Annotated in this window: 24 protein-coding genes; 11 read left to right on the top strand and 13 right to left on the bottom strand. The window is 38.7% G+C overall.

Going from position 1 to position 25,900, the window contains the following annotated elements:
* Positions 1-616: 616 nt before the first annotated feature.
* Positions 617-1,849, bottom strand: coding sequence for a tyrosine--tRNA ligase (gene tyrS / locus KNQ97_RS18415; protein WP_000335558.1), 1,233 nt, complete (start codon positions 1,847-1,849; stop codon positions 617-619).
* 61 nt (positions 1,850-1,910) lie between these two features.
* Between tyrS and KNQ97_RS18410 the strand changes: the two genes are divergently transcribed.
* Together KNQ97_RS18410 and KNQ97_RS18405 are read left to right on the top strand one after the other, a co-directional pair.
* Complete coding sequence (locus tag KNQ97_RS18410; protein WP_001274588.1) at positions 1,911-3,038, top strand: anhydro-N-acetylmuramic acid kinase; 1,128 nt, start codon at positions 1,911-1,913, stop codon at positions 3,036-3,038.
* Positions 3,039-3,165: 127 nt separating this feature from the next.
* Entirely contained in the window at positions 3,166-4,011 is an 846-nt protein-coding gene (locus KNQ97_RS18405; protein ID WP_253612582.1) for an alpha/beta fold hydrolase, read from the top strand.
* A gap of 55 nt (positions 4,012-4,066) precedes the next feature.
* Here KNQ97_RS18405 and erpA read toward each other — a convergent pair whose 3' ends face one another.
* From erpA to KNQ97_RS18385, 4 genes are all read right to left on the bottom strand, one after another.
* Positions 4,067-4,402 carry an iron-sulfur cluster insertion protein ErpA gene (erpA, locus tag KNQ97_RS18400; RefSeq protein WP_000993572.1) on the bottom strand — a complete coding sequence of 112 codons (336 nt, stop codon included), beginning with the start codon at positions 4,400-4,402 and terminating at the stop codon, positions 4,067-4,069.
* A 124-nt stretch (positions 4,403-4,526) separates the two neighbouring features.
* Positions 4,527-5,531 carry a putative solute-binding protein gene (locus tag KNQ97_RS18395; RefSeq protein WP_001212536.1) on the bottom strand — a complete coding sequence of 335 codons (1,005 nt, stop codon included), beginning with the start codon at positions 5,529-5,531 and terminating at the stop codon, positions 4,527-4,529.
* A gap of 341 nt (positions 5,532-5,872) precedes the next feature.
* Complete coding sequence (locus tag KNQ97_RS18390) at positions 5,873-6,880, bottom strand: putative solute-binding protein (RefSeq protein ID WP_000724999.1); 1,008 nt, start codon at positions 6,878-6,880, stop codon at positions 5,873-5,875.
* 255 nt (positions 6,881-7,135) lie between these two features.
* Entirely contained in the window at positions 7,136-8,140 is a 1,005-nt protein-coding gene (locus KNQ97_RS18385) for a putative solute-binding protein (protein ID WP_253612581.1), read from the bottom strand.
* A 252-nt stretch (positions 8,141-8,392) separates the two neighbouring features.
* Here KNQ97_RS18385 and KNQ97_RS18380 point away from each other — a divergent pair, with 252 nt between their 5' ends.
* Complete coding sequence (locus KNQ97_RS18380) at positions 8,393-10,324, top strand: ATP-binding cassette domain-containing protein (RefSeq protein WP_002067453.1); 1,932 nt, start codon at positions 8,393-8,395, stop codon at positions 10,322-10,324.
* Positions 10,325-10,574: 250 nt separating this feature from the next.
* Positions 10,575-11,132: a VTT domain-containing protein gene (locus KNQ97_RS18375; RefSeq protein ID WP_001009198.1), complete on the top strand. Its 558-nt coding sequence runs from the start codon at positions 10,575-10,577 to the stop codon at positions 11,130-11,132.
* An 85-nt stretch (positions 11,133-11,217) separates the two neighbouring features.
* On the opposite strand, the gene cybC is transcribed toward KNQ97_RS18375, so the two are convergent.
* The 5 genes from cybC to dnaA all read right to left on the bottom strand — a co-directional run bounded on the left by cybC (position 11,218) and on the right by dnaA (position 17,909).
* Entirely contained in the window at positions 11,218-11,610 is a 393-nt protein-coding gene (gene cybC / locus KNQ97_RS18370; RefSeq protein WP_000987632.1) for a cytochrome b562, read from the bottom strand.
* 37 nt (positions 11,611-11,647) lie between these two features.
* Complete coding sequence (gene gyrB / locus KNQ97_RS18365; protein WP_000093729.1) at positions 11,648-14,116, bottom strand: DNA topoisomerase (ATP-hydrolyzing) subunit B; 2,469 nt, start codon at positions 14,114-14,116, stop codon at positions 11,648-11,650.
* A gap of 52 nt (positions 14,117-14,168) precedes the next feature.
* Positions 14,169-15,251, bottom strand: coding sequence for a DNA replication/repair protein RecF (gene recF, locus KNQ97_RS18360; RefSeq protein WP_000550810.1), 1,083 nt, complete (start codon positions 15,249-15,251; stop codon positions 14,169-14,171).
* A 14-nt stretch (positions 15,252-15,265) separates the two neighbouring features.
* A complete protein-coding gene (dnaN, locus tag KNQ97_RS18355) occupies positions 15,266-16,414 on the bottom strand; it encodes a DNA polymerase III subunit beta (protein ID WP_001237350.1) in 1,149 nt (382 codons plus the stop codon).
* 97 nt (positions 16,415-16,511) lie between these two features.
* The gene (dnaA, locus tag KNQ97_RS18350; RefSeq protein ID WP_000964768.1) at positions 16,512-17,909 is read right to left on the bottom strand and encodes a chromosomal replication initiator protein DnaA; all 1,398 of its coding nucleotides are present in this window, start codon (positions 17,907-17,909) and stop codon (positions 16,512-16,514) included.
* 671 nt (positions 17,910-18,580) lie between these two features.
* Here dnaA and rpmH point away from each other — a divergent pair.
* From rpmH to mnmE, 5 genes are all read left to right on the top strand, one after another.
* The gene (gene rpmH / locus KNQ97_RS18345) at positions 18,581-18,715 is read left to right on the top strand and encodes a 50S ribosomal protein L34 (protein ID WP_000831329.1); all 135 of its coding nucleotides are present in this window, start codon (positions 18,581-18,583) and stop codon (positions 18,713-18,715) included.
* Positions 18,716-18,744: 29 nt separating this feature from the next.
* A complete protein-coding gene (rnpA, locus tag KNQ97_RS18340; protein WP_001240377.1) occupies positions 18,745-19,137 on the top strand; it encodes a ribonuclease P protein component in 393 nt (130 codons plus the stop codon).
* 10 nt (positions 19,138-19,147) lie between these two features.
* The gene (gene yidD, locus KNQ97_RS18335; RefSeq protein WP_000251652.1) at positions 19,148-19,468 is read left to right on the top strand and encodes a membrane protein insertion efficiency factor YidD; all 321 of its coding nucleotides are present in this window, start codon (positions 19,148-19,150) and stop codon (positions 19,466-19,468) included.
* A 5-nt stretch (positions 19,469-19,473) separates the two neighbouring features.
* Positions 19,474-21,234 carry a membrane protein insertase YidC gene (gene yidC, locus KNQ97_RS18330; RefSeq protein WP_001188090.1) on the top strand — a complete coding sequence of 587 codons (1,761 nt, stop codon included), beginning with the start codon at positions 19,474-19,476 and terminating at the stop codon, positions 21,232-21,234.
* Between the two features lie 90 nt (positions 21,235-21,324).
* Positions 21,325-22,680: a tRNA uridine-5-carboxymethylaminomethyl(34) synthesis GTPase MnmE gene (mnmE, locus tag KNQ97_RS18325; protein WP_253612580.1), complete on the top strand. Its 1,356-nt coding sequence runs from the start codon at positions 21,325-21,327 to the stop codon at positions 22,678-22,680.
* Between the two features lie 45 nt (positions 22,681-22,725).
* Here mnmE and KNQ97_RS18320 read toward each other — a convergent pair whose 3' ends face one another.
* Positions 22,726-22,989: a metal/formaldehyde-sensitive transcriptional repressor gene (locus KNQ97_RS18320; RefSeq protein ID WP_000018128.1), complete on the bottom strand. Its 264-nt coding sequence runs from the start codon at positions 22,987-22,989 to the stop codon at positions 22,726-22,728.
* 57 nt (positions 22,990-23,046) lie between these two features.
* Between KNQ97_RS18320 and dmeF the strand changes: the two genes are divergently transcribed.
* Positions 23,047-24,009, top strand: a complete 963-nt coding sequence (gene dmeF, locus KNQ97_RS18315) for a CDF family Co(II)/Ni(II) efflux transporter DmeF (protein WP_253612579.1) — start codon at positions 23,047-23,049, stop codon at positions 24,007-24,009.
* A 95-nt stretch (positions 24,010-24,104) separates the two neighbouring features.
* Positions 24,105-24,803: a DsbC family protein gene (locus KNQ97_RS18310; protein ID WP_253612578.1), complete on the top strand. Its 699-nt coding sequence runs from the start codon at positions 24,105-24,107 to the stop codon at positions 24,801-24,803.
* 52 nt (positions 24,804-24,855) lie between these two features.
* Here KNQ97_RS18310 and KNQ97_RS18305 read toward each other — a convergent pair whose 3' ends face one another.
* Complete coding sequence (locus tag KNQ97_RS18305; RefSeq protein ID WP_000269732.1) at positions 24,856-25,107, bottom strand: GlsB/YeaQ/YmgE family stress response membrane protein; 252 nt, start codon at positions 25,105-25,107, stop codon at positions 24,856-24,858.
* Positions 25,108-25,279: 172 nt separating this feature from the next.
* Positions 25,280-25,807 carry a hypoxanthine phosphoribosyltransferase gene (hpt, locus tag KNQ97_RS18300; protein ID WP_000214980.1) on the bottom strand — a complete coding sequence of 176 codons (528 nt, stop codon included), beginning with the start codon at positions 25,805-25,807 and terminating at the stop codon, positions 25,280-25,282.
* Positions 25,808-25,900: the final 93 nt, after the last annotated feature.

Here is a 25,900-nt window from a genome sequence, read left to right as displayed (position 1 = left end):
CTCTTAAAAGTCAACAGGTAATTTCGATATTTTTAAAACTTATTCTCTAAACCATCTCATCATCAAATTCATCGCTTAAAGCAACCAGTCTAATCACAAGTAACTGTTTTTCAACAAGTTTCTATCTGCATCACCGCCGATGGATGTGCATTATAGACCATCTCATTCCCTTTGCAAGGGGTATTTATCCCTTTTTCACTTGAGTGCCGTTTTTTTCTACTATTTTGCGAAAAAAGTGATATATATGGCTTTTTTTTAGGCATTTTTGCTATTTTTTATTGGTTTTTATCTTTAGCTATATAATCATTTTGGAGTTAGGGAGTCTTTTATATAGTTTTTATTCCTCTATAAGCTTTTTTATTCCAAAGAATCCAAAGAATCCAAAGAATCCAAAGAATCCAAAGAATCCAAAGAATCCAAAGAATCCAAAGAATCCAAAGAATCCAAAGAAATATTAGAGCAAATACTCTACCCTCACTTTATATTTCTTCTTATTTTTTAATTTATTTTATTCTTAATAATACTTAGATGGTTCCACGTGGAACGCTTAATTGGTTTTATAGTTCTGAAATAAAAAAAGCAGGATTACTCCTGCTTTTCTATCACTACATAACTTTTAGTCAGTGAAAGTTACACGTGCAATTGCTTTTTTCCCAGACTGAATAATAAAAGTCCCGTTTTCTTTTACAGAGAAACTTGCATCTACTACATTCCAGTCTACTTTTACTGCACCGCGTGCAACAGCATCTTTTGCAGCTGCTGCATTTGGATTTAATCCTGCTACGCGAAGAATCGTGGCAATAAAGATTTCACCACCAAACTCACCACGTGAAATAGTTACTTCAGGAGTATCTGCCGGCACCTCACCTTCTGTAATACGGTTACCAGCACTCTTATGAGCATTGGCAGCAGCTTCAGCATCATGGAAGCGTTCAACCAACTCGAGTGCAAGAATACGTTTTACTTCTTGTGGATTACGACCAGCCGCGATTTCATCTAATAAAGCTTTGATCTCATCTAGAGATTTAAAACTTAATAAATCGAAATAACGTTCGATTAAAGAGTCAGGCATTGATAATACTTTTTGGTACATTGCACCTGGCGCATCAAAAACACCAATATAGTTACCTAAAGATTTAGACATTTTATTTACGCCATCTAAACCTTCTAGAATTGGTACAGTGATACATACTTGTGATTCTTGGCCATAACGGCTTTGTAATGTACGGCCCATAAGTAAGTTAAAGGTTTGGTCTGTACCACCTAACTCAACGTCTGCTTCAAGTGCGATAGAGTCATAGCCTTGAACTAAAGGATATAAGAACTCATGAATTGCAATTGGCTGATGATTGTTATAACGCTTAGTGAAGTCATCACGCTCTAACATACGTGATACTGTTTGCTGGCTTGCCAACTGAATAAGATCCGCAGCAGACTTTTGGTTAAACCACTCTGAGTTAAAACGTACTTTTGTTTTATTCGGATCTAAGATTTTGAAAACTTGTTCTTGATAAGTTTTAGCGTTAGCTTCAACTTGTTCGCGTGATAACGGCGGACGAGTTGCACTTTTGCCTGTTGGATCACCAATCATGGCTGTATAGTCGCCAATCAAGAAAGTAACTTCATGACCCAAATCTTGAAACGTTTTTAGTTTATTAATAAGAACCGTATGTCCTAAATGTAAATCTGGAGCTGTAGGGTCAAAACCAGCTTTAATTTTAAGAGGACGATTCTCTTTAAGCTTTTTCAGTAAATCTTCTTCTGAAATAATTTCGTGCGTGCCTCGTTGGATGAGGGCAAGCTGTTCTTCGGCGGGCAAGAAATTTGACATCACAAAACCTAAACACATCAGTTATTCAATTTGTGCGATATACTAACATTTTTTCAGCGTCTTGCAGGGGAAGTTGCATATGAGCGCAATCTATATCGGCGTAATGACTGGCACTAGTATGGATGGTGTGGATATTGTTGCGGCTTCATTTGAGCCACTACAGCTTCATGCCACACTTACAGTTCCATTCGAACCCGAGTTACGTGATGAGCTTATGGCATTAACTTTACCCGATGACAATGAAATTGACCGCATGGGTAAAGCTGATGTTGCTCTAGCCAAAATGATTGGTCACGGGATTAATTCTCTCATTGAAAAGCACCAATTAGATCGTAGTCAAATTAAAGCGATTGGGTCGCATGGACAAACTATTCGTCATCGTCCAGAGCATGGTTTTACGCTACAAATTGGCGATCCAAACATTATTACTGAGATCACTCAAATTCCGGTTGTTTCAGATTTCCGTCGTAGAGATATGGCAGCAGGTGGTCAAGGCGCTCCATTAGTGCCTGCATTTCATCAGGCATTATTTCAACATCCAAGCATTCATCGGGTGATTTTGAATTTGGGTGGCATTGCCAATGTGAGCATGTTGCCTGCCAATAATCCTGACGGCGTATTTGGGTTTGATACGGGACCTGCGAATATTTTGATGGATGCATGGTGTCATCGCCATACAGGTCATCCATATGATGAAAATGGCGATTGGGCAGCTTATGGTCATCCTATTCGCTCTTTACTCGACCGTCTTTATGCTCATGAGTATTTTTCTAAAGAACCTCCTAAAAGTACGGGACGTGAAGATTTCAATATTGACTGGTTAGATGATCAGTTAATCGATTGGCGTAATGATTTAACTTATGATGAGTTAGAAGATACACCTGAAAATATCCAAGCCACCTTATTAAAACTTACTGTACGTGCCATTCAAAAAGCGATCTATCGTTCTAATATGGAAACAGGTGAAGTTTATGTATGTGGAGGTGGAGCTTATAACTCTTATTTATTAGAACAATTACGTTGGCGCTTACGTAAGCACAATTGGTCAGTTCAAACCACTGATGTTTTAGGACTCTCCCCTACTTGGGTTGAGGCTACAGCATTTGCATGGTTAGCAATGCGTTTTGTGGATGGTTTAAGTGGTAATTTACCTGCGGTAACAGGAGCTTCAGATTTTAGAATCTTAGGCACGATCACGGCGGTATAAAGCTACTTATTCGATTTAATTGGACTGATTCGACCTCATAACACATTTCCTGACCCGAAATGCTGTTATTAAATTGGTCATAAAAATTCATGATAAATGCCAACAAAAATAAGTAAGGCATGTTGTTATGGATTTAACCAACCGTATTCATCAATACACACGTGGGGCTTGGACATTCGATGTCATTGATTCAGGCCCTATAGATGGCCCTCTCGTGGTTTTATTGCATGGCTTTCCAGAAACTGCCCATAGTTGGGAGCAGACTTCGGAATTATTACATCAGCATCAATTTAGAACATTTGCGCTCCATCAACGTGGTTATAGTCTAAATGCTAGACCACAAAGCCGCTTTCATTACGCTTTAAGTGAACTAACTGAAGATGTCGCAGTTTTTATTAAGGGACTTGGTCAACCAGTTTATTTAATTGGGCACGATTGGGGTTCTGTAATTGCGTCTAGTGTAGCTATGAAGTATCCACAGTATATTCAACATCTCACTTTAGTTTCCGTACCCCATCAAGCTGCTTTTTTAAAAGCCTGCTTAAGTAGCAATCAACTACTAAAATCTTATTATTTTGCAGTTTTTCAGCTTCCTATTTTGCCCGAACTTTTATTTAAGAAAATGCCTAAAGTAGCAAGAAAATTTCTTAAATCATCTGGCATGACCGAACAGCAAATTGAAATATTCGAAACTGAATTTATAAAAGAAAATAGGCTAACTACGGCATTAAACTGGTATCGTGGCTTTTTTTGGGAAAAGCCTGAAAATCCTTTTAAAGAAATAGACGTTCCCACTCTTTTTATTTGGGGTAAGCATGATATTGCAGTAACAGAAAAAAGTGCCAAGTTAAATTCAGGTTATTTTAAAAATAATTATAAGGCTATTTTTATGGATGCCTCTCATTGGATTCCTTATCAAAATGCACCTGAACTCGTACAATGCTTTTTAGAATCTATACATGATCAAGCATAATCTTATAAATAAAAAACCTCTCTATAATGAGAGGTTTTTTTATTTAAAATTCTTTTTAAATTGAGAATGAAGAACCACAACCACAGGTTGTTGTCGCATTCGGGTTCTGCACAATAAAGCGTGAACCTTCAAGGCCTTCAACATAATCAACCACTGAGCCAACTAAATATTGATAGCTGAGCGAGTCAACCAGCATCTTTACATCGCCATTTACAAATTCAGCATCATCTTCATTTACGCTTTCGGCGAAATTGAAGCCGTATGAAAACCCTGAACACCCGCCTCCGGTTACATATACACGTAACATGAGATCGTCATTCCCTTCACTATCACGGAGTTGGCGTACCTTATTGGCAGCATTATCTGTCAAAACTAGAGCTTGGGCATTCATGATGATTGTTCCTCGGATTTTGCTGTGCCTTTCAAAATAAAAAAGACCCTATATTGAGTATAGCATAATCAATATAGGGTCTGTCTTCGAAGTTTAAAGCGAATCTTGAGTATTTTTATCAAGATTATTTGTAATTCTCATCTTGTAAGCCACATTCAAAGTTTTTCGCGTCTTGCTTACAACGGAATTGCCATAGTAGTTTCATCATACGTTTATCATACACCCCGCGTTGTGTAAGGTTAATTCGAGACTCACGCATGAGCTTTTGATAACCCGGTTTATCGGCAGCTGGTACTTCCATCCAATATTTTTGCGGAATATCCGCTTTCATTTTACCCAAGATAGTAAAAGCACGCGGTAACTGACCAGCCACCCACTCTCTAGATTTCTGACCAAAACCAGCTGGGAATTTGTCTGGACGAATAATAATATTTCCGGTCACCTGTAAAATTGGATAGTTTACAATTGCCCCTTTTGTACCTAAGCCTTTTTGCAACTCTAAAGGTTTAAACGCTGCTGCTGGCGCACCAATAATATCGACCTGATGATTGTTAAATTTGGCCCCGAAGTTAGTCACATCTGCACTCACTGCCTGCGCCCCCACCTGCTGAACCATGATTTTTTGTGCTTCATCGTAGTCTAATACGGCGATTTTTTTACCCGCAGCTTTTGCTACAGTATTAATACTACGGTCGTTTACTAAAAGGTAAGCATCTCCTACCGGAATAACACCTACTACCTCATAGCGGCCATTGACCATATATTTACTAAAGGTTTGGCTTGCTAAACCTTGCATGACTTTAACAGCAAGTTTGAGATCTGGAATCGCACCAATTGCATCTAATGATCCCGTAAATGAGTTGAATTGACGTCCACGCATGCCTGATACACTAATACCATCACATTTGCCCGCTTTAAAGTCTTCAGCAATCACTGCTTCATTCTGGTTTACTTTTAGTTCGATATCAGCTCCCCAGTTTTTCGCTGCAAGCTGATAGTCCTTCATGAGTGCATAGACATCGCCATTTTTACCAACAAAATCAAAAACACATATGGTTTGTTTGGCCTCGGCTGCAAATGAAATTGTTGTGAGTCCCATCGCAAGTAAAAGCGTTTTGGAAAATCGCATATTCTTTTCCTTTCCTTGTAAATTTTTTGTTTTTGGCATCAAGAAATTTCACGCTGGTTGGCATGATTCTCATGAGATAACTTCATCTAAGATTCACACTTGAGATATTTTTATGCTCAATTCTGTTTGTCCGAGCTCAATAAAAAATAACGAGTTAAATTCCCTTAGCTCTTTTAATGACTCACTTCCTTGTTCTATTTTCTAATATCTTCATATATCCAGATGAAGTTTTATCCTCAATTTAGATTAGCGTCTTTTTAATGAATCACAATGGCTGAATTGACAGTCTATAGAAAGCAAAAAAGCCTAGAATAAATCTAGGCTTTTAAGTTCAAAATGAATTATTCACCAGGCATTGAACATTCAAAGTTAGCTTTGTCTACAGAACAACGTGCTTTTTTCAATACAGACATCATACCTGCATCGTAAATACCGCGTTTAGTTAAATCCATACGGCCATCACGTAACATTTTTTGATATTTCAGTTTGTCTTCAGCACTTAGGTTCATTTTGTATTTACCTGGAATTTGTGCTTCTAAACGGTTAATCATTGCAAAGCTTTTTGGTAATTGTTTTACGAACCAATCACGAGACTTTTGACCAAAGCCTGCTGGGAATTTATCAGCACGCAATACTAAATCAGCCGTTACATGTAATACTGGGAAGTTCCACATTACACCGTTTGCACCCAAACCTTTGTTCAATTCTAATGGTTTGTAAGCATAAGCAGGCGCACCTACCATATCTACCTGACCATTATTAAATTTAGCAGCAAAGTTTGAAATATCAGAAAGAACTGCCTGAGCACCTACGCGCTGCACCATAATTTTTTGTGCATCGTCATAACCTAACACGGCGAATTTTTTACCAGCAGCTTTTTCAACTGAGTTGATGTTTTTATCACGTACGAAAATGAACGCTGAACCTAACGGAGAGATACCAGCAACTTCGTATTTTTTACCGCCAAGGTTAGTTGTCATTTTTGCAGCATTACGTGCATCTAATACATAAGTAATAGCACGTTGTGCAATTTGGTTATTAGGAACGCCACCAAGCGAGTCGATTGATCCGGCAAATTTGTTATATTGACGAGCACGCATAGCTGTCATTGCTACGGCATCACATTTACCAGCTTTGAAATCATTATCTGCAACAGCCTCGTCCTGACGAGGAACTAAGTTAATTTCAGTACCCCAGCCTTTTGCAGCTAGAGCCCATTCTTCCATCATTTTATATGAGTCGCCTGCTTTTCCTAAGAGGTCGAATACACACACGGTACTCGCTGCTTGCGCTGAAGCAGAAAAACCAACAACAGAAGCGGCAGCCATAGCAAGTACGATTTTTTTCATTTTCTTCATCCTTCCACGGAACAGATTTTTTGTTTGAAGTTTCCTTTCAAACACAGATATTAATCATGTTTTTTAGAAAAAAATAGAGCTTTTACTCAAATATTTTTATCTCATTGAACCATTGTTTGTTCGATTTAAATTATTTATTAAAATGAAAAATCGCTAATTTTCCATAAGTTATTTTTTATATTCACAATTTTCATACCCATATTCAGCTTTGAAATATCTGTAGGGTTTTTGTGATTAAAAAACAAACTACTCTCCAGTCAGCGTACATTCAAAATTTGTCCGTTCAATGGTGCATCGTGCACGCTTGAGTACACTCATCATTGTCGCGTCATATACACCTTGTTTTGTTAAGCCAAGGCGACCTTCACGTAATATTTTCTGATATTTCAACTTATCTTCGGCTGAAAAATTTAATTTAATTTTAGGAGGAATCCCGGTTTCTAACCGTTTTACCATTGCGAAGTTCTGTGGCAACTGTTTAATAAACCATTCACGAGACTTCATTCCAAAATTGGCCGGAAACTTATCACTTCTTGCAATTAAATCCCCTGTGACGTTCACCACAGGAAAAGTAAACATAGCTCCATTTGCTCCAATCCCCTTACCAATTTCTAAAGGTTTATAAGCATAAGCAGGTGCAGCAATTGCCTCGACTTGGCCACTATTAAACTTTTTCACAAAATCGGTAATCTCAGAAGGAATAGGCTGGGCACCTACACTTTCAACCATAATTTTCTGGGCTGCGTCATATTGCAAAATAGCAAACTTAGTCCCACGTACTTTCTCAATTGAGTTGAGGTTTCTATCTCTTACAAATAAGTATGCTAGTCCAATCTGGACAATTCCAACCACCTCATAGTTTGTTCCATTTTGTGTGGTTAGCATGCGATGTTTATTACGTTGATCTAAAACGTAACTAATTGCCTTTTGAGCAATAACATTACTTGTCACGCCCCCAATCGCATCAATCGAGCCTGCAAATTTATTGTAGTTTCGTGCTCGCATTGAAGTCATATAAGCTGCATCGCATTTACCCTCACGCAGCCTACGATCTACTAGAGCTTCATCTTGAAATGGAATTAATGTAATGTCCGCTTGCCAACTTTTTGCCGCAAGAGCCCATTCTTCCATCATTTTGTAGGATTCACCTGATTTACCCAATAAATCGAATACACATACGTTTTGCCCCGCGTGTGTTGTCCCCATAGCACAGCAAATGACTGCACTTACTATCCCCAATCTTTTTTTCATTTGACTTTCCTTAGTCTGGTTTTATTAGTAGCTCATTTATCAACCAAGTTTTAAATTGTTTTTATTTTAGCCATATTTTTCTAAATGTGGCCTATCTTGCTCAAAATTTAGATATTTTCAGACGAATAGCTTTAATCGGAATCAGTGAAACCATGCAATCTCAGTATTTATAAACTAAAACTCCGAAAGTTTTGTCTTCATGATCAGTTCTCTTTAAAATACAGCATCCCTAACTCACCTCGATAAGACAAGATGATTCAATTTGACCAAGTTTCTTTACGCCGCGGTGGACGTGTTCTATTTCAAAAAGCGTCTATGCAATTACACCCAGGTTGGAAGATTGGTCTGACTGGGGTCAATGGTGCAGGTAAATCAACACTATTTGCGGCATTACTCGGTAGCTTAGGAGCAGATGAAGGCTCGCTTACTCGTCCTTCTGTATGGACTGTGGCCCATATGGCGCAAGAAGTTAAAGCCCTAGACATGCCTGCTATCGACTTTGTCCTTTCTGGTGATGAAGAATATTGGGATATTCAAAATAAACTTGCTCAACCAGAACAATTAACAGACTCGGATTTAGCTAAATTACATGGCCGTTTTGATGAAATTCATGGTTATTCTGCGCCATCTAAAGCAGCTCAGCTGATGGCTGGCTTAGGGTTTCTAGAACATCAATTACGTTTAAACGTTGCTAGTTTTTCTGGTGGATGGCGTATGCGTCTGAATTTGGCGCGTACATTGATGAGTCGTTCTGACTTACTCTTATTGGATGAGCCAACTAACCACTTAGACCTAGACGCAATTTTATGGTTAGAAGATTGGCTCAAAGCTTATGAGGGCACCCTCATTTTAATCTCGCATGACCGAGATTTCTTAGATGCAATTACAGACCATATTCTTCATATTGAGAATCAGGAACTTACTCTTTACACGGGTAACTACTCCACATTTGAGACCACTCGAAGTGAACGTTTAGCACAACAACAACAAGCTTTTGAAAAACAGCAAGAAGCCCGTGCTCATTTACAAAAGTTCATTGATCGCTTTAAGGCTAAAGCCACTAAAGCTCGTCAGGCACAAAGTCGTATTAAGCAACTTGAACGCATGCAACAACTTGCACCTGCTCATGTAGATACACCGTTTACTTTTAGTTTCCGTGAACCTACCAAAATGAGTTCACCGTTACTGACCTTAGAAAATGCCAGCATAGGTTATGGCGATAAAAAAATTGCTGAAAAAATTAAACTTCAAATTACGCCAAACTCGCGTATTGGTCTGCTTGGTATGAATGGTGCGGGTAAATCAACATTGATTAAAAGCTTGGTGGGTGATTTACCATTACTGGCAGGTGAACGTAAAGCTTCCGAGCTACTCAACATTGGTTACTTTGCGCAGCACCAAATGGACGCCTTAGATGGTCATGCCAGCCCAATGCTTCAACTCGCCCGGATAGCCGATAAACAAATTAGTGAAGCAACATTACGTTCTTTTTTAGGTAGTTTTGGCTTTAGTGGCGAACGCATGGATACTCCATGTGAAAGCTTCTCTGGGGGTGAGCGCGCTCGTTTGGCCTTAGCACTCATTGTATGGCAGCGCCCAAATGTTTTAATTCTGGATGAACCAACGAACCACTTAGACCTTGATATGCGTCATGCGCTTAGTATGGCCTTACAAGATTTTGAGGGTGCAGTTGTTCTGGTTTCTCACGAACGTCAACTTATTGCCAGTGTTTGTGATGAACTTCTTTTAGTACACGGTGGCAAATGTACTGAGTTTGAAGGCGATTTACAGGACTATGCTAAATGGCTACGTGAAGCACGCCAGCAACAAATCAATGCTCAGACTGCTGTAGCACAAAATAATTCATCTTCTGCCGCTCCAGCTCCCGCTAAAGTCGATAAAGAAGCACAGCGTAAAGAAGCAGCTCGCCGTCGTGAACAAACTCGGCCAATCCGTAAAAATATTGAAAAGGTTGAATCTCAAATTGAAAAGCTTCAGCCACGTCTTGCTGAAATCGAAGAAGCTTTAGCAGATACTTCATTATATGAAGTTAATCGTAAGGACGATTTGCTTAAACTGATGAATGAGCAAACCGAACTCAAAGCTAAGCTTGAACAATATGAAGAGCAACTCTTAGAACTCATGATGGAACTTGAGGAAATGGAAGCCTCATTTGAAAACTAAATATCTTGGCCAGTACTCGTATATTTAAGTATCTGTACTGGCTTTTATTTTTATTAGCTTATAAAAATATGAACGATCTCTAATAAAGTTTCATTCAGCTGTTAAATTTTTGAGATAGATTCAAATTTGATAACATATAAAACTTAAGCTACATCTTAAGGGTTGCCATACACAGATAATTTAACTAAATTCTGTAACTTCGTTTTTACCCTTCTTGAGTAGGTATTTAATTCGGGATCAGACAAACTGAATGAATTTTATTGATTTTATTACTAATTTTGAACAATTTTTACCTATTTTGATTCAGGAGTATGGTGCATGGGTTTATGCCATACTCTTTTTGATTATTTTTTCTGAAACCGCTTTTGTGTTTATGTTCTTTTTACCTGGAGATAGCTTACTTTTAACTGTAGGTGCACTGTGCTCGGTGGTTGAACTGATGCATCTTGGTTATATGATCACTCTGCTCACCATTGCAGCAACATTAGGTTATATCGTCAATTATTCTATTGGCCGCCATTTTGGAAACCGTATTTTTGAAGCAAAATCACGTTTTATTAAAAAAGAATATTTGAATAAAACGAACCGCTATTTCTTGCAACATGGTGGTAAAACTATTCTTTTAGCACGTTTTATACCTTTCGCACGTTCTTTTGCACCCCTCGCTGCCGGCTCAAGCAATATGAGCTATGGAAAATTTTTGATTTACAATGTGGCAGGAGCTATTTTGTGGATTTGCATCCTTTTAACGGCTGGCTACCTATTTGGCCATGCACTCATTCAAGTTACAGATTTTGTAGAGAATTAATATATTTGGTTAAATAAATTTGTATAGCCAAAAATAAAGGGAATGAATCAATCATTCCCTTTATTTGATTTAGATCAAAGTAACTTTATCTAAACTTTTTGTGGTTTTCATTACGAATATTTACCAGATTAATTGCTTCAGTTTTGGCTTGGTCCAATTGTCCCTTATCAACAAAAACCGTAACCCGATCAATTTCAGCAACCAACTGATCTAAACCCGCTTGGTACTCTTTTACCTGTACATTTTCAGGGGGTAAACCTTCCAACTTATGAGGTAAAGATAATTTTGAAGATAATGCTGCCTGACGCATAATCACAAGCTGCTGTTTAGCGTTATCGATATCTTTTGCTTCAGCAAAGGCTTTAGTGCTCTTCGCTAAAGTTTTCATGTCGGCTTCCAAGTCTGCTGCAAATGCAGAATGACTCACTAAAGCCGCACATGAAATCAGCATACTTGCTAGAATTTTTTGACTCATCATCTTCTCTCCCTAGACTGATTTAGAATCTTGCTATCAATTAAGCATCAATATCTGCATTTAATGCATTTTCTTCAATAAAGGCACGACGTGGTTCAACATCATCGCCCATTAAGCATGAGAACATGCGATCAGCTTCAATTGCATCATCAATAGTCACCTGTAACATATTACGGTTTTCAGGGTCCATTGTGGTTTCCCAAAGCTGCTCAGCATTCATCTCGCCCAGACCTTTATAGCGCTGGATCATCATTCCACGGCGTGAATCTTGCAGAATGTGCTGCCATACCTGATGGAAATTAGCGACTTGAATACGACGATCACCTTTTTGTAAGTATGCGCCATCTTCAATTAACTTGAACCAACTCTTCGAGTTCTTCAATAAACGAGCATATTCCGCAGAATTCAATAAACCTGCGTCAAGTAAGTAAGCATGTGGCAAGTTATGAACATATACAGTTACACGCGGCCAATAATGCGCAGATTTTTCGCCTTGAGCATTCTCGCGTTCAAATGTTTCAAGCGTAATTTCAGGGCGCAAACTTGGCTGTAGTCTTTGTACAGCTTCACGTACTTGATCCGCCCATTGTTGTACATAAGCTTGATCATGGTTTTGATCTGCTTTAAATGCATCTACTTCGAGTAATGCATCCAGTAAGCTTGCTGGATAACGTAACGTTAAGCGTTGTAAGCTCTTTTGTGAAACTTGATAGTCTTGAATTACTTTTGCCAGCGCTTCACCTGTAATTGCAGGCGCATCAGCACTAATATGTAAAGCAAGCTCATCAATCGCATTTGAAATCAAGTAAGTTTCTAATGCGTCGTTATCTTTAATATATTGCTCTTGCTTACCTTTTTTGAGCTTATACAAAGGTGGCTGTGCAATATAAATATGACCACGTTCCACCAACTCCGGCATTTGACGGAAGAAGAATGTTAATAACAATGTACGGATGTGCGAACCATCGACATCGGCATCGGTCATAATAATAATTTTATGATAACGGAGCTTGTCAGGGTTATATTCTTCACGGCCAATACCACAGCCAAGTGCTGTAATTAATGTACCCACTTCCTGACTAGAGATCATTTTATCAAAGCGCGCACGCTCAACGTTCAGGATCTTACCTTTTAAAGGTAGAATAGCCTGCATTTTACGGTTACGGCCTTGTTTGGCACTACCACCCGCAGAGTCACCCTCGACAAGATACAATTCAGAAAGCGCTGGGTCTTTTTCCTGACAGTCAGCCAATTTACCAGGCAAACCTGCAATATCTAATGCACTCTTACGGCGTGTCATTTCACGTGCTTTACGTGCAGCATCACGTGCGCGTGCAGCATCAATAATCTTGCCTGCAATTGATTTTGCAGCTTGTGGATTCTCAAGTAAGTAAGCAGAGAACTCTTTGTTCATTGCTTGCTCTACCGCTGGTTTTACCTCACTTGATACCAATTTTTCTTTTGTCTGAGACGAGAATTTCGGATCAGGAACCTTAACAGAAATAATGGCTGTTAAACCTTCACGCGCATCATCACCAGTCACATTCACTTTTTCTTTCTTGAGAATATTTTCATTTTCAAGATACTGGTTTAAGCCACGTGTTAAAGCTGCACGGAAACCTGCTAAGTGTGTACCACCATCTTTTTGTGGAATGTTATTTGTGAAACAGCGAACATTTTCTTGGTAACTATCGTTCCATTGCAATGCAACTTCTACAGCAATGCCGTTGTCAGCATCAGCTGTGAAATGGAAGATTTCGTTGAGATGGTTTTTACCTTCGTTGATGTATTTTACAAACTCAGATAAACCGCCTTCATAGTCATACACATGCTCAAGGTTAATACGTTCATCACGTAAAACGATACGTACACCAGCATTCAAGAAAGAAAGCTCACGTAAACGGCGTGCTAGAATTTCAACATTAAAAATGGTTTGACTGAATGTTTCTGCACTTGGCCAAAAACGAACAGTTGTTCCGGTATTATCCGTTTCACCAATCACACGCAATGGATATTGCGGATCGCCATGATGATATTCTTGCTCATGGATTTGACCAGCACGGTAAATCGTTAAATGCAATTTACTTGAAAGTGCGTTAACAACCGAAACACCTACGCCGTGTAAGCCACCTGAAACTTTATAGCTATTATCGTCAAACTTACCGCCTGCATGCAGAATCGTTAAAATTACTTCTGCAGCAGAAACCCCTTCTTCAGGGTGAATATCGGTTGGAATACCGCGGCCATTATCTGAAACACTGACCGATTCATCCTCGTGAATCGTGACAATAATTTCATCACAGTGGCCAGCTAAAGCTTCATCGATTGCATTATCGACAACCTCAAACACCATATGGTGTAAACCGGTACCGTCGTCTGTATCCCCAATATACATACCCGGACGTTTACGAACTGCATCTAATCCACGTAATACTTTAATACTAGAGGAATCATAAGCCTTTTCATTGGTTTGTTCTGTTTGAGAGGCTGATTGAGACTCTGAACTCATGGTTTCTCCCTAGCAAATATAGGTTTATTCAAAGATGGGTAACATCAAAAAATTATGGTGCAGCAAGACTAACTTGACCGGATTCAACACTGAATAATTGATATGAAATAGACAGATCATGTAAATGTTTTTTTACCGATGCATGATCTAAAGTTGTCATAAAAACCTGGCTACCAAGTTGGCTTAATCGTTCAATTAAACGTTGTTGTGCGGTTAAGTCTAATTCTGCTGTCAGATCATCTAATAATACCACAGTTTCCTTATTACTCGCATGCAACATTGCAATTTGTGACAGTTTTAAGGCAATAATCAAGAGTTTTTTCTGACCTCTTGATAAAACATCATCAGCATGCCCAAATGGAGTTTTTAAGCGCAAATCTGCCCGATGAGGACCATATTCGGTATAACGTCTCTCGATGTCTTTTTGATGCTGATTCAACAAGTCTTGCATAAGCCCCTGCTCTGTATGAAAACCTGGGCTATATTCCAGCTCAATCTCCAAATCAGGGAGTAATTGGCTTAAGTCATTTTGGAAATAAACATTCCATTGCTCGACAATACTTAAACGCTGTGAGTGCAAAATCTCGCCATAATTACTCAACATTTTGTTCCACGGTTCTAAATCAGCTAATGAAAGATTACGCCGTGTTTTGAGTAAGGTATTACGCTGCTTTAGCGCACGAGAGTAATATTGCCACGCAAAATAAAATTCAGGTTCCACGTGGAACATAAGCCAATCTAAAAGTTGTCTTCTTGGCTTAGCACCATGATCAATAATATCCGTACTTTGTGGATCAATATGTTGTAAAGGAAGTAACTTTGCGAGCTGACCTTGAGTTGCAACGGTATCGCCATTCACTTTCATGAGTTGCTCACCAGAAGCGAGTTTTTGCATACCAATTTTTTCAGTTGCTGACTGAGCAAATACAATCGCGTCGTCAGCTTCATATTGAATATAATTTTTGGGTATATGTGTACGGAATGAGCGACCTGTTGCAAGCAAATGGATCGCTTCTAAAATTGATGTTTTACCCGAACCGTTTGCGCCATAAAAGACATTAAACGGTTGCAACCCATGGAGTGCAACCGTTTTTAAATTACGCACACGTTCAATATTTAAGCGCGTAAGATGCATATAGTTAAACCAGATTAAACACGCATCGGCATAACCACATAGGTCTGGTCAGGATGAGCCGGATCTTGAACCAATACAGACTGATTCGCCTCAGTCATGCTCATATTTACATCATCACCATCTAATACACCCAACACATCGAGTAGGTATTGAGCATTAAATGACATTTCTAATGGGGCACTTTGATATTGGATCGCTAAATCTTCAATTGCTTCATCTTGTTCAGGGTTATTTGCACGAAGCTGTAAAGAATCCTGATTGAAGTTTAGGAAAACACCACGCAATTTTTCATTACTTAAAATTGCTACACGTTGTAATGATTGTTTAAATACGTCATGACCAATCAAAACATGTTTATCACCACCACGTGGAATAACACGGCGATAATCAGGGAATTTCCCATCAATCAATTTAGTTGTAAAACGAACTGTAATATCACCTTGTTCTTTATCACGGCTTGGCGTATTAATCGTTACATTTAATAATTCACGTCCAATAAGCAATGTGAGTTGTTCATCTTCAATGCTGAGTAAACGTTGCAATTCGCCCACAGCTTTACGAGGCACAATCGCTTGTACCAGCTGAGATGAAGTAGAGGAAGCCAAAATTTCACAAAGTGCTAAACGGTGACCATCAGTTGTTACTGCACGCAATTGATTTTCATCAATTTCTAATAAAGTACCAGTGAGGTAAAAACGTACGTCTTGTACAGCCATTGCAAAAGCAGTTTTTTCAAATAAACGCTTTAATTCACGTTGAGTCACCTGTACTTGCGTACCTTGGCTATTCTCAGTGGTTAACAATGGATAATCTTCAGCCGGTAGTGTACCTAGCACAAAACGGCTATTACCAGACTTTAAAATACATCTTTGATCTTCAGTAATTTGTAAATCAATCAATGCAGCTGTAGGCAAAGATTTACAAATTTCCATCAATTTACGAGCAGGAACAGTTGTCTCGCCTGCCTCAAGGCACGCCCCTTCTGATAAAGCGGTGCTCGCTACGAGTTCAACTTCTAAATCGGAACCCGTAATAGTGAGCGCTTGAGCATTAGTCTGAATTTTGACGTTTGAAAGAATATTCAAGGTATGACGACGTTCTACCGCACCGACCACATGCGATAAAACATTGAGTAAACTTTCTTTAGCGATTTTCAAACGCACGATTCATTCCTCTAGCAACTTGGAGCAAACATTTCATTTTTTAGCTGTGTACTATGCTGCACTTACGTAGACTTTGCAACAACGTCTTATTATTTCATTAACTTTGAAGCAAACGTAATAAGTTCTTATAATCTTCATCAAAGATTGGGTCTTCTTCCCGTAAACTGACGACTTTTTCACAAGCATGCATCACTGTACTGTGATCACGCCCACCAAAAGCCATTCCAATTTCAGGAAAACTATCTCCCGTTAATTCACGGGCAAGCCCCATCGCCAACTGACGTGGTCGAGCATAAATTCGGGTACGCTTTGGACCTACTAGCTCTTTTAATGGAATTCGGAAATATTCACTCACTACACGCTGGATATTTTCTACACTAATTGTACGAGCACGGATCGCTAAAACATCTTTTAAAGATTCCCGTACGACATCAAGGTCAATTGGAGCACCTTTAAAACGTGAAATTGCGACAACTTTATTCAGTGCGCCCTCAAGTTCACGTACGTTCGCTACGACTTGTTGGGCAATAAACAACGCACAGTTTCTAGGTAAATCAACGCCACTATTTTCAGCTTTTTTAAGCAGAATTTCGATTCGAGTTTCAATATCAGGTGGTTCAACACCTACTGACAGTCCCCAAGAAAAACGAGAAACCAATCGAGGATCAAGTTCTGTTAATTCTTTAGGATATCGATCAGACGTTAAAATAATTTGTTTAGATTCATCAAGTAAGGCATTAAATGTATAGAAGAATTCAACGAGGCTTGCTTCTTTTCCTGCCAAAAGATGAATATCATCTACTAATAACAAGTCTAAAGAACGGCAATTTTTCTTAAACTCTTCTACCTTTCCTTTTTGTAATGAGCTCACAAAATCTTGTACAAAACTTTCTGAAGTCATATACATGACTCTTGCATTCGGCTTCGCTTGCAGTAGGGCATTACCAACTGCTTGCATTAAGTGAGTCTTACCTAGACCTGTCGGACCATATAAAAACAAAGGGTTATGTTGAGAAGCACCTAACTGTGTTAATACTTTTCTACAGGTTTCTGCTGCCATTTGGTTAGAACGGCCTTCAACAAATAGTGAAAAAGTAAATTGTGGATTTAATAGTTTCTTTTTTGAACTCTTAGAACTAACTGCAGTATTAGCAACAGGTTCCGGTTCTCTTTTAACCTTAGCAGGTTGAGGTATAGGGGCAGTTTGTAAAGCTGCTGTAGTTGTTGCAGGCTGTTCACTAGAGGACAAAATACTACCAGGACGAGAATCTACCAAGATTTCAACCTGACGCACCCGCCCTTCTGACAATTGTTCAGCCAATATAGAAATTAACTCTAAATGATTCTCTTGAATATAACGCGTCCAATAAGGATTAGGAGCATAGAGACGTAGTATCCCCTCTACTTCTTCAGCTACTAAAGGGCGAATCCACATCGCAAAGACGTTATCAGAGAGCTCTTGTCGCAAGCGAGTTAAGCAGTCTGTCCAAAGCATGTGTATCCCCTATGTCTGCGTTTTAAATTCAAATCATTTAAAGATTAACCCTTCCTGATGAGAAGGGGTCGCCATTCTACCCAAGTTATCCACATCTGTCATGACGATTTCGTTTGATTTTGCCTAAAAAGAAATCTCTTGTGAATAAATTTTAAATTCGAAACCAATTGTGAATAACTTTTTGCACATCCTGTGGATAAATTATCACATAAACTTATCCACAATCCATAAAGACAATAAAAACAGAGTTATCAACAGTTCAAATATATGTTTTTTAAATTTAAAACTGTGAAATCCACAAGAAAAGTCCACACTAATAAGAATAAATTTAAATTTTAAAATTTGAATTTATTTAATAGGGCTGATCCAAATTGTGGATAACTAAAAAATATGAATTTAAATTCAAATATACCAAATCAAAACCAACTTCACATCAAGGTTTGTTGATAAGTATGTAAATAAGAAGTGTATATCTTAAAAGTCTTAATAAAAATAAACAATTACTTTGTGCATAACTTTTAAATAAGAAAAATAGGCTAAATATAAAGAGAAGATAAAAAGTTAAAAATTTGACTTAAATACAAAACTTTCACGGTTTTTCATTGACAGCGTAAACATTGCACAATAAAATCGCGGACCTTTATAGAAAGATCATTTTTGGGAGTTTCGATATGAAACGTACTTTCCAACCATCTGAATTAAAGCGTAAACGCGTTCATGGTTTCCGTGCTCGTATGGCAACTAAAGCTGGTCGTCAAGTATTAGCTCGTCGTCGTGCAAAAGGTCGTCATAGCTTAACTGTTTAATACTGTTACGCTGACCAGACTTGGGTGTGATGGCACTTTACAGTTTTAGCACAGATCTTCGTATACGCTGTGCTGCAGATTATAAAAGTGTATTTGATGGTGCGCTTTTTAAAGTGCATCAACCCCATTTTTTATTTCTTGCAAAATTAACCGAACAGCCTAACAGCCGTTTGGGTATTGTTGTTGCTAAGAAAAAAGTGCGTCGTGCGCATGAAAGAAATCGAATAAAACGTCTTGCTCGTGAGAGCTTTCGTCTACATCAGCCGAAATTTGGGTCAGACATAGATGTTGTTGTGATGCCTAAAGTTGGTATAGAAACGATTACGAATGCTGAGCTATATCAACAATTAGATTTTGCTTGGCAAAAATTACAACGCTTAGCGAAAAAACATTCTAAAGTTGTCCCAACCTCGCAGAATTAAGAGATGACCAATGGTTCGTATTTTGCGTTGGTTCATTCGACTGTATCAAATTGCGATTAGTCCGCTTCTTGGACCCCGTTGTCGTTATATCCCAACTTGTTCCCAATATGCGCTAGAAGCATTACAAACTCATGGTGCAATCAAAGGCGTTTGGTTATCTTCTAAACGTATTTGTCGTTGTCATCCGTGGGGAGGCTCTGGATACGATCCGGTACCGCCTAAAGCAATTCGTTTTATTTCGTTTCATCAAATAGATTCTCAAACGCATCATGTTGCTGTACCCTTTCGTGATCGTTTAATGAAGCAAAATCTCTCTAACCATTTGGGGTAATAGATATGCAACAATGGGCCAGGTTTGCAATTCTCGGGGCCATGTTTGTCACCGCATATTTGCTCATTTTGGCTTGGCAAAAAGATTATGGAAATGCTGCAACTGCACCGCAACAACAAGCGGCGGCTGTAAGTTCACATGAAGTATCTGCTGATTTGCCAAATGCTAAAACTGCAACAGTGGCTTCCGATGTGCCACAAGCAAATATTGCGCAGTCACAAACCACAGATGCAACTGCACCTGTGAATCAACAGCTTATTTCAGTACAAACTGACCTTTATCATCTTTGGATCAATCCAAAAGGTGGTGATATTGTTCGTATTGAATTACTCTCTCACGACAAGAGCAAAGACAGTAATCAACCATTTGTTATGCTTGAAAATGATGCCAAGCGTACTTATGTTGCTCAGTCTGGCTTAATTGGTTTGAATGGACCAGATAGCAGTCGTGGTGGTCGCCCATTATATGCTGTTGAAAAAACATCATATACTTTAGCTGATGCTAAAGGGGTACAAGATCAAAGTGGACATTCTGAGAAAGTTTTAACAGTTCCTATGGTGTTTAAGACACCAGAAGGCGTTGAAATTATTAAAACTTTTACATTTACTCAAGGTCAATATCCAATTGTTGTCAAACATCAAGTTGTTAACCGTAGCCAACAAAACTGGCAAGGTCAGATGTTTGGACAGTTGAAACGTGATAATTCGGAAGATCCAGGTAAGTCTTCTCAGGGTATTTTCACTTTAGGTACGTTCTTAGGTGGTGCATGGGGTACTCCGGATGCTCACTACAACAAACTTAAGTTTGCGAATTTCTCTGAAGAAAAACTCAATACCGAAGCTAAAGGCGGTTGGGTTGCAATGGTTCAGCACTACTTTGTAAGTGCTTGGATTCCAGGAAACCTTAAACTGACTCAAGCAAATGGTCAGCCTTATGTCGCTAAACTTGAATCTCGTCAGTCTGCGGATCATATGAATATTATTGGCTTTACTTCGCCAGTAATTAATGTTCCGGCGGGTACTTCAATGGAAGTCGATGCGAAGCTTTATTCAGGTCCAAAAGTACAATCTGAATTAAAAGATTTAGCGGTAGGTTTAAACCAGACTGTTGACTATGGTTGGTTATGGCCAATTGCGAAGTTATTGTTCCTAGGTCTTCAATTCTTCCATAGCATTGTAGGCAACTGGGGATGGTCAATTATCTTACTTACCATTATGGTGAAGATGATTTTATGGCCTTTATCTTCAAAAAGTTATCGTTCTATGGCGAAAATGCGTGTGATTGCACCAGAAATGCAACGCATGAAAGAAGAATTCGGTGAAGACCGTATGCGCTTCTCGCAAGAAATGATGGCGCTTTACAAACGTGAACAAGTTAACCCGCTTTCTGGTTGTTTACCGTTATTGCTACAAATGCCAATTTTCCTTGCTTTGTACTGGGTACTCATGGAAAGTGTGGAATTACGTCATGCACCGTGGTTAGGCTGGATTCAAGACTTGTCTGCGATGGACCCATGGTTCATCTTGCCATTAATTATGGGTGCGACAATGTTTGCTCAGCAAATGTTGAACCCGCAACCAGCTGATCCAATGCAGGCGAAAGTATTCCGCATTATGCCGATTATGTTTACGGTATTTATGTTGTTCTTCCCTGCGGGTCTTGTGTTGTACTGGATTGTGAACAACAGTATTACAATCTTACAGCAATGGTTTATTAACAAGAGTGTTGAGAAAAGTCGTATCAGTAAAGCTGAATCGACATCTTAATCCTTGAACTTTTGCTGAATCAATCCGCTTAAGATGGTAATCTTAGGCGGATTTTTCTTTGGCTGTATTTTAGGTTTTTAGGTGAATAATATGCATAGTCAAACCACAATTGCCGCAATTGCAACGCCACCAGGGCGTGGTGGAGTGGGCGTGATTCGCTTATCGGGACCTAAGGCCTATGATATTGCTCAAAAACTGACGCAAAAAAACTTACCTGAAGCTCGGATGGCGGGTTTCCGTAAGTTTTATGATGCTGATGGAAGTATTATGGATGAAGGCATTGTCTTGTGCTTTCCAAATCCACATTCTTTTACCGGTGAAGATGTTGTAGAACTTCAAGGCCACGGTGGTCCTGTCATTCAAAATGCCTTACTTGGCCGTTTATTTGAGCTTGGGGCAATTGCTGCAAAAGCTGGGGAATTCTCCATGCGAGCTTTTGAAAATGGCAAAATGGACTTGGTACAAGCTGAAGCAATTGCCGATTTGATTGATGCGACCTCTCAAGCTGCGGCTCGTTCGGCAGTCCGTTCTTTACAAGGCGCTTTTTCAACAAAAATTAATACAGTTTTAGAAAAACTGATTCATTTACGTCTGCACGTAGAAGCTGCGATTGATTTTCCAGAAGAAGAAATTGATTTTTTGGCTGATGGCAAAATTTTAGCTTTGTTGGAAGATGTTCAACAATCTGTACATGCCGTTCAAACCTCTGCACGACAAGGGCAATTACTCCGTGAAGGTCTACAGGTTGTTATTGCGGGTAAACCAAACGCGGGTAAGTCGAGCTTGTTAAATGCACTTGCTGGTGTTGAGCGTGCAATTGTGACTGATATTGCTGGTACAACTCGTGATGTTTTACATGAAAAAATTAGCTTAAATGGTTTACCAATCACCTTAACGGATACTGCGGGTCTTCGTGAAACGGGAGATGTAGTCGAGAAAGAAGGCATTCGTCGTGCAATCAAAGAAATTGAGCAGGCCGATTTGTTGTTATTGGTCTACGATTTAAATCAAGGTGATGACCCTTTAAAAATGGCTCAAGAATACTTTGCCGAACATATTGAACCGCGTCGTCTCATGTTAATTGGCAATAAATGTGATTTAACTGGTCAACCTGCCGAAATAAGCGATTATCAAGGGTTCCGTCATATCACAGTTTCAGCAAAACAAGAGATGGGTGTACAAGGCCTCGTAGATGCGATTACAGCGCATGCAGGATTTCACCCTGAGGAAGATACATTTATTGCGAGAACACGTCATTTAGACGCAATGAAGCGCACTCAGCTCTATTTGGCAGAGGCACGTGAGCAACTTGTTGTATTTAACGCTGGTGAGCTCGTTGCTGAATCACTACGTCTTGCTCAAAATGCTTTAGGTGAAATTACGGGTGACTTTAGTGCCGATGACCTTTTAGGCAAAATCTTTGGTTCGTTCTGTATCGGAAAATAATAAAAAACTGGATGATGTAGAGTGCTATGTCATCCAGTACTTTTCTCAGCCGTATCTTTTTAAAACTTTTAAAAATTCATCTAGCTCATTTTGATCGACTTCTGCGCCTTTAAGTACGTGATGATGTAAGTGCTGTTCCATTAATTCACTCATCAAACCGTTTATTGCACCTTTTATGGCTGCAACTTGCTGCAAAATATCTATACATGAAGATTCTGGTTGTTCTATCGCATTTTCAATGCTGTTGATTTGCCCTTTTAGTCGTTTTACACGATTAACAATTTTTTTATCCTGACCAATGTGACTCATCTGTTTTCTCTTGTACAATTTAATATACTGGTAGGGAGTATATTGGGTTTAAATTTTATGCAGGATTATAGTGTATCACGTCATCATCAACATCAGTTTGATGAAGGAAATCCACTTGCACAAAAACGTATTTTGATTGCAACCATTTTAACGGCGACCATGATGGTACTGGAAGTATTTGGTGGATGGTTCTTCAATTCAATGGCACTACTGGCCGACGGTTGGCATATGAGTTCACATATGTTGGCCCTTGGTTTAGCCTACTTTGCCTATCGTGCAGCCCGTCATTATTCCAATGATCATCGTTTTAGCTTTGGAACTTGGAAAATTGAGATTTTAGCTGGCTATAGCAGCGCAATTTTGCTGATGGTTGTGGCTATTTTTATGGCGTTTCAGTCAATTCAACGTTTATTTAACCCAGTTGAAATTTTTTATAATGAAGCGATTCCAATTGCAATTTTAGGTTTAGTTATTAACTTGATTTGCGCATGGTTACTTCATGATGATGGTCACCATCACCATCACCATCACCATCACCATCATGAGCATGGGCATCATCACCATGATTTAAACCAAAAAGCTGCATTTTTACATGTGGTTGCAGATGCAGTGACTTCTGTTTTTGCAATTATAGCGCTTTTCGCAGGTAAATATTTTGGATGGGATTTTTTAGATGCACTTTTAGGAATTTTAGGGGCTATTTTAGTTGCAAAGTGGTCTTTTGGCTTAATGAAAGAAACAGGTAAAACCCTTCTAGATGCTGAAATGGACCATCCTGTAGTTGATGAAATTCGGGAAGTAATAGCTGAATTTCCGAAACATGTGGAAATTACAGATATTCATGTCTGGAAAGTCGCAAAAGGTAAATTTTCTTGTATTTTGGCACTTGAAACTGACGATATCTCTTTAAATGCAGACCAGATTCGTGATGCTTTATCGATTCATGATGAAATTGTGCATATTTCAGTAGAAATTAATACCTTAAAACCTGTTTATGTTCCACGTGAAACATTGGCATAACTGAGTAGAAGTTTGGTTATAACTCGGTAATCAGTTCTGTTTTCACTAACGGAACTGATTAAAATGTTCTTCTCTCCTGCCTCCGAGTCGGTTTTATGATTAAAAAATTAGGAATATTGGCGTTATTTAGTTTAACTACAAGTTTGAGTTTCGCTAATGTAGATACTGTTCAGGAAAATATTAAAAAACAATATCCTAATTTGAAAATTAGTAATATTCAGAAAACCGAAATGCCCGGACTATATAGTGCTAATCTGGACCAGCAAATTATTTATCTTGGTGAAGATGGGCAGCACATGTTTGTAGGCTCTATGATTCGGTTAAAAGACCAAAAGAACTTAACTAAAGATCTGGTTTTAGGACAGAACTCAATTGATTGGAAACAGTTGCCTTTAAAAGATGCTATTAAAACAGTCAAAGGTAATGGTCAGCATGTTTTAGCAGTATTTTCTGATCCAAATTGCCCTTATTGTAAGCAGCTTGAACCTGAACTCGACAAGCTTAAAGATGTCACTATTTACACTTTTATCTATCCTTTAAAACCTCAGTCTATTGTGGTTTCTAGACAAGTTTGGTGTGCACCGAATCAATCATATTCATGGAAAAAATTAATTGAGCAAGGTGTTAAACCAATGGTTGCGAGCTGTACAAACCCGATTGACCGTAACTTGGAATTAGGGAAAAAATTAGGTTTTAATGGCACGCCTACTCTCATTTTTGCTAACGGATTTAAACTCGTCGGAGCGCGCTCTGCTGAAGAAATTCAGGCAGTTTGGAAAGAGTTAGGTTTATAAAATGACTTAAAAAAAGCACCTTTCGGTGCTTTTTTAAAATTAAATTTACTACTTAGCTTTTTCGTGCAATTAGGTTATAGATAAAGAGAATAATGACGGCACCAATGACAGAAGCAATAAAGCCCGCCGCTGAATTTTCTCCATAAAGACCAAGTAAGCGACCGCCATAAGTGGCTAGAAGTGAACCTGCAATACCAATTAAAGTAGTAACAATAAAACCTGCTTTATCATCACCTGGGTGTAAAGCACGAGCGATTAAGCCAGCGAAGAAACCAACCACAATAGCAACAATAAGTGACCACATATTTGTTCTCCAGTTGTTTTTTTGATGAAGTTAATGATTTTGCTTCATATTCTATCGTGCGGTAGAGTGATCTGTTTTGTCTGTAGCAGATTGCGACTTTTTGTGTCTTTTTTGTTCAAAGCTCAGCCTTTATATAAAAAAATAGCACCTTACGGTGCCATTTTTATAAAATTTATAGGCCAATCTCACCAATAAATGGTAAGTGACGATATTTCTGGTCGTAGTCTAAGCCATAACCAACAATGAATTTATCTTCAACTTCGAAACCTAAAAATTTAACTTCTAAATCAATTTCACGGCGAGATGGTTTACTCACTAATGTGCACAATTGAATTGAATTTGGTTCGCGAGTTTGCAACATTTCCACGACTTTGCTTAAGGTGTTGCCTGAGTCAATAATATCTTCAACCACAAGCACGTCTTTACCACGAATTTCACCATCAAGATCTTTTAAGATTTTAACGTCTCGACTTGAAGTGGTACCGCCGCCATAGCTAGACACTGTCATAAAGTCGAGTTCATGTGGTTTGGTAATCGTACGGCATAAGTCTGCCATGAAAATAACAGAACCACGAAGTAGACCAATCAGAACCAATTCTTTGTCACTATTTGCATAGTGAGAATTGATTTGCTCGCCGAGCTCTTTGACTTTTGCTTGAATTTCTTCGGTTGAAATCATGATGCTCATTGCAACAGTCATGGCAGATTCCTACAAGATATAAAAGAAAAAATAAAAAAGGTGTTGACCAGCAACACCTCGAAAATCTGAGTTAATGGTAAAATTTTAAAGCAA

Source organism: Acinetobacter sp. UC24323 (genome assembly GCF_024151445.1).
Taxonomy (GTDB): Bacteria; Pseudomonadota; Gammaproteobacteria; order Pseudomonadales; family Moraxellaceae; genus Acinetobacter; species Acinetobacter baumannii.
The sequence above is the reverse complement of the archived record's forward strand: the minus strand, read 5'-3'. Positions and strand labels throughout refer to the sequence as shown.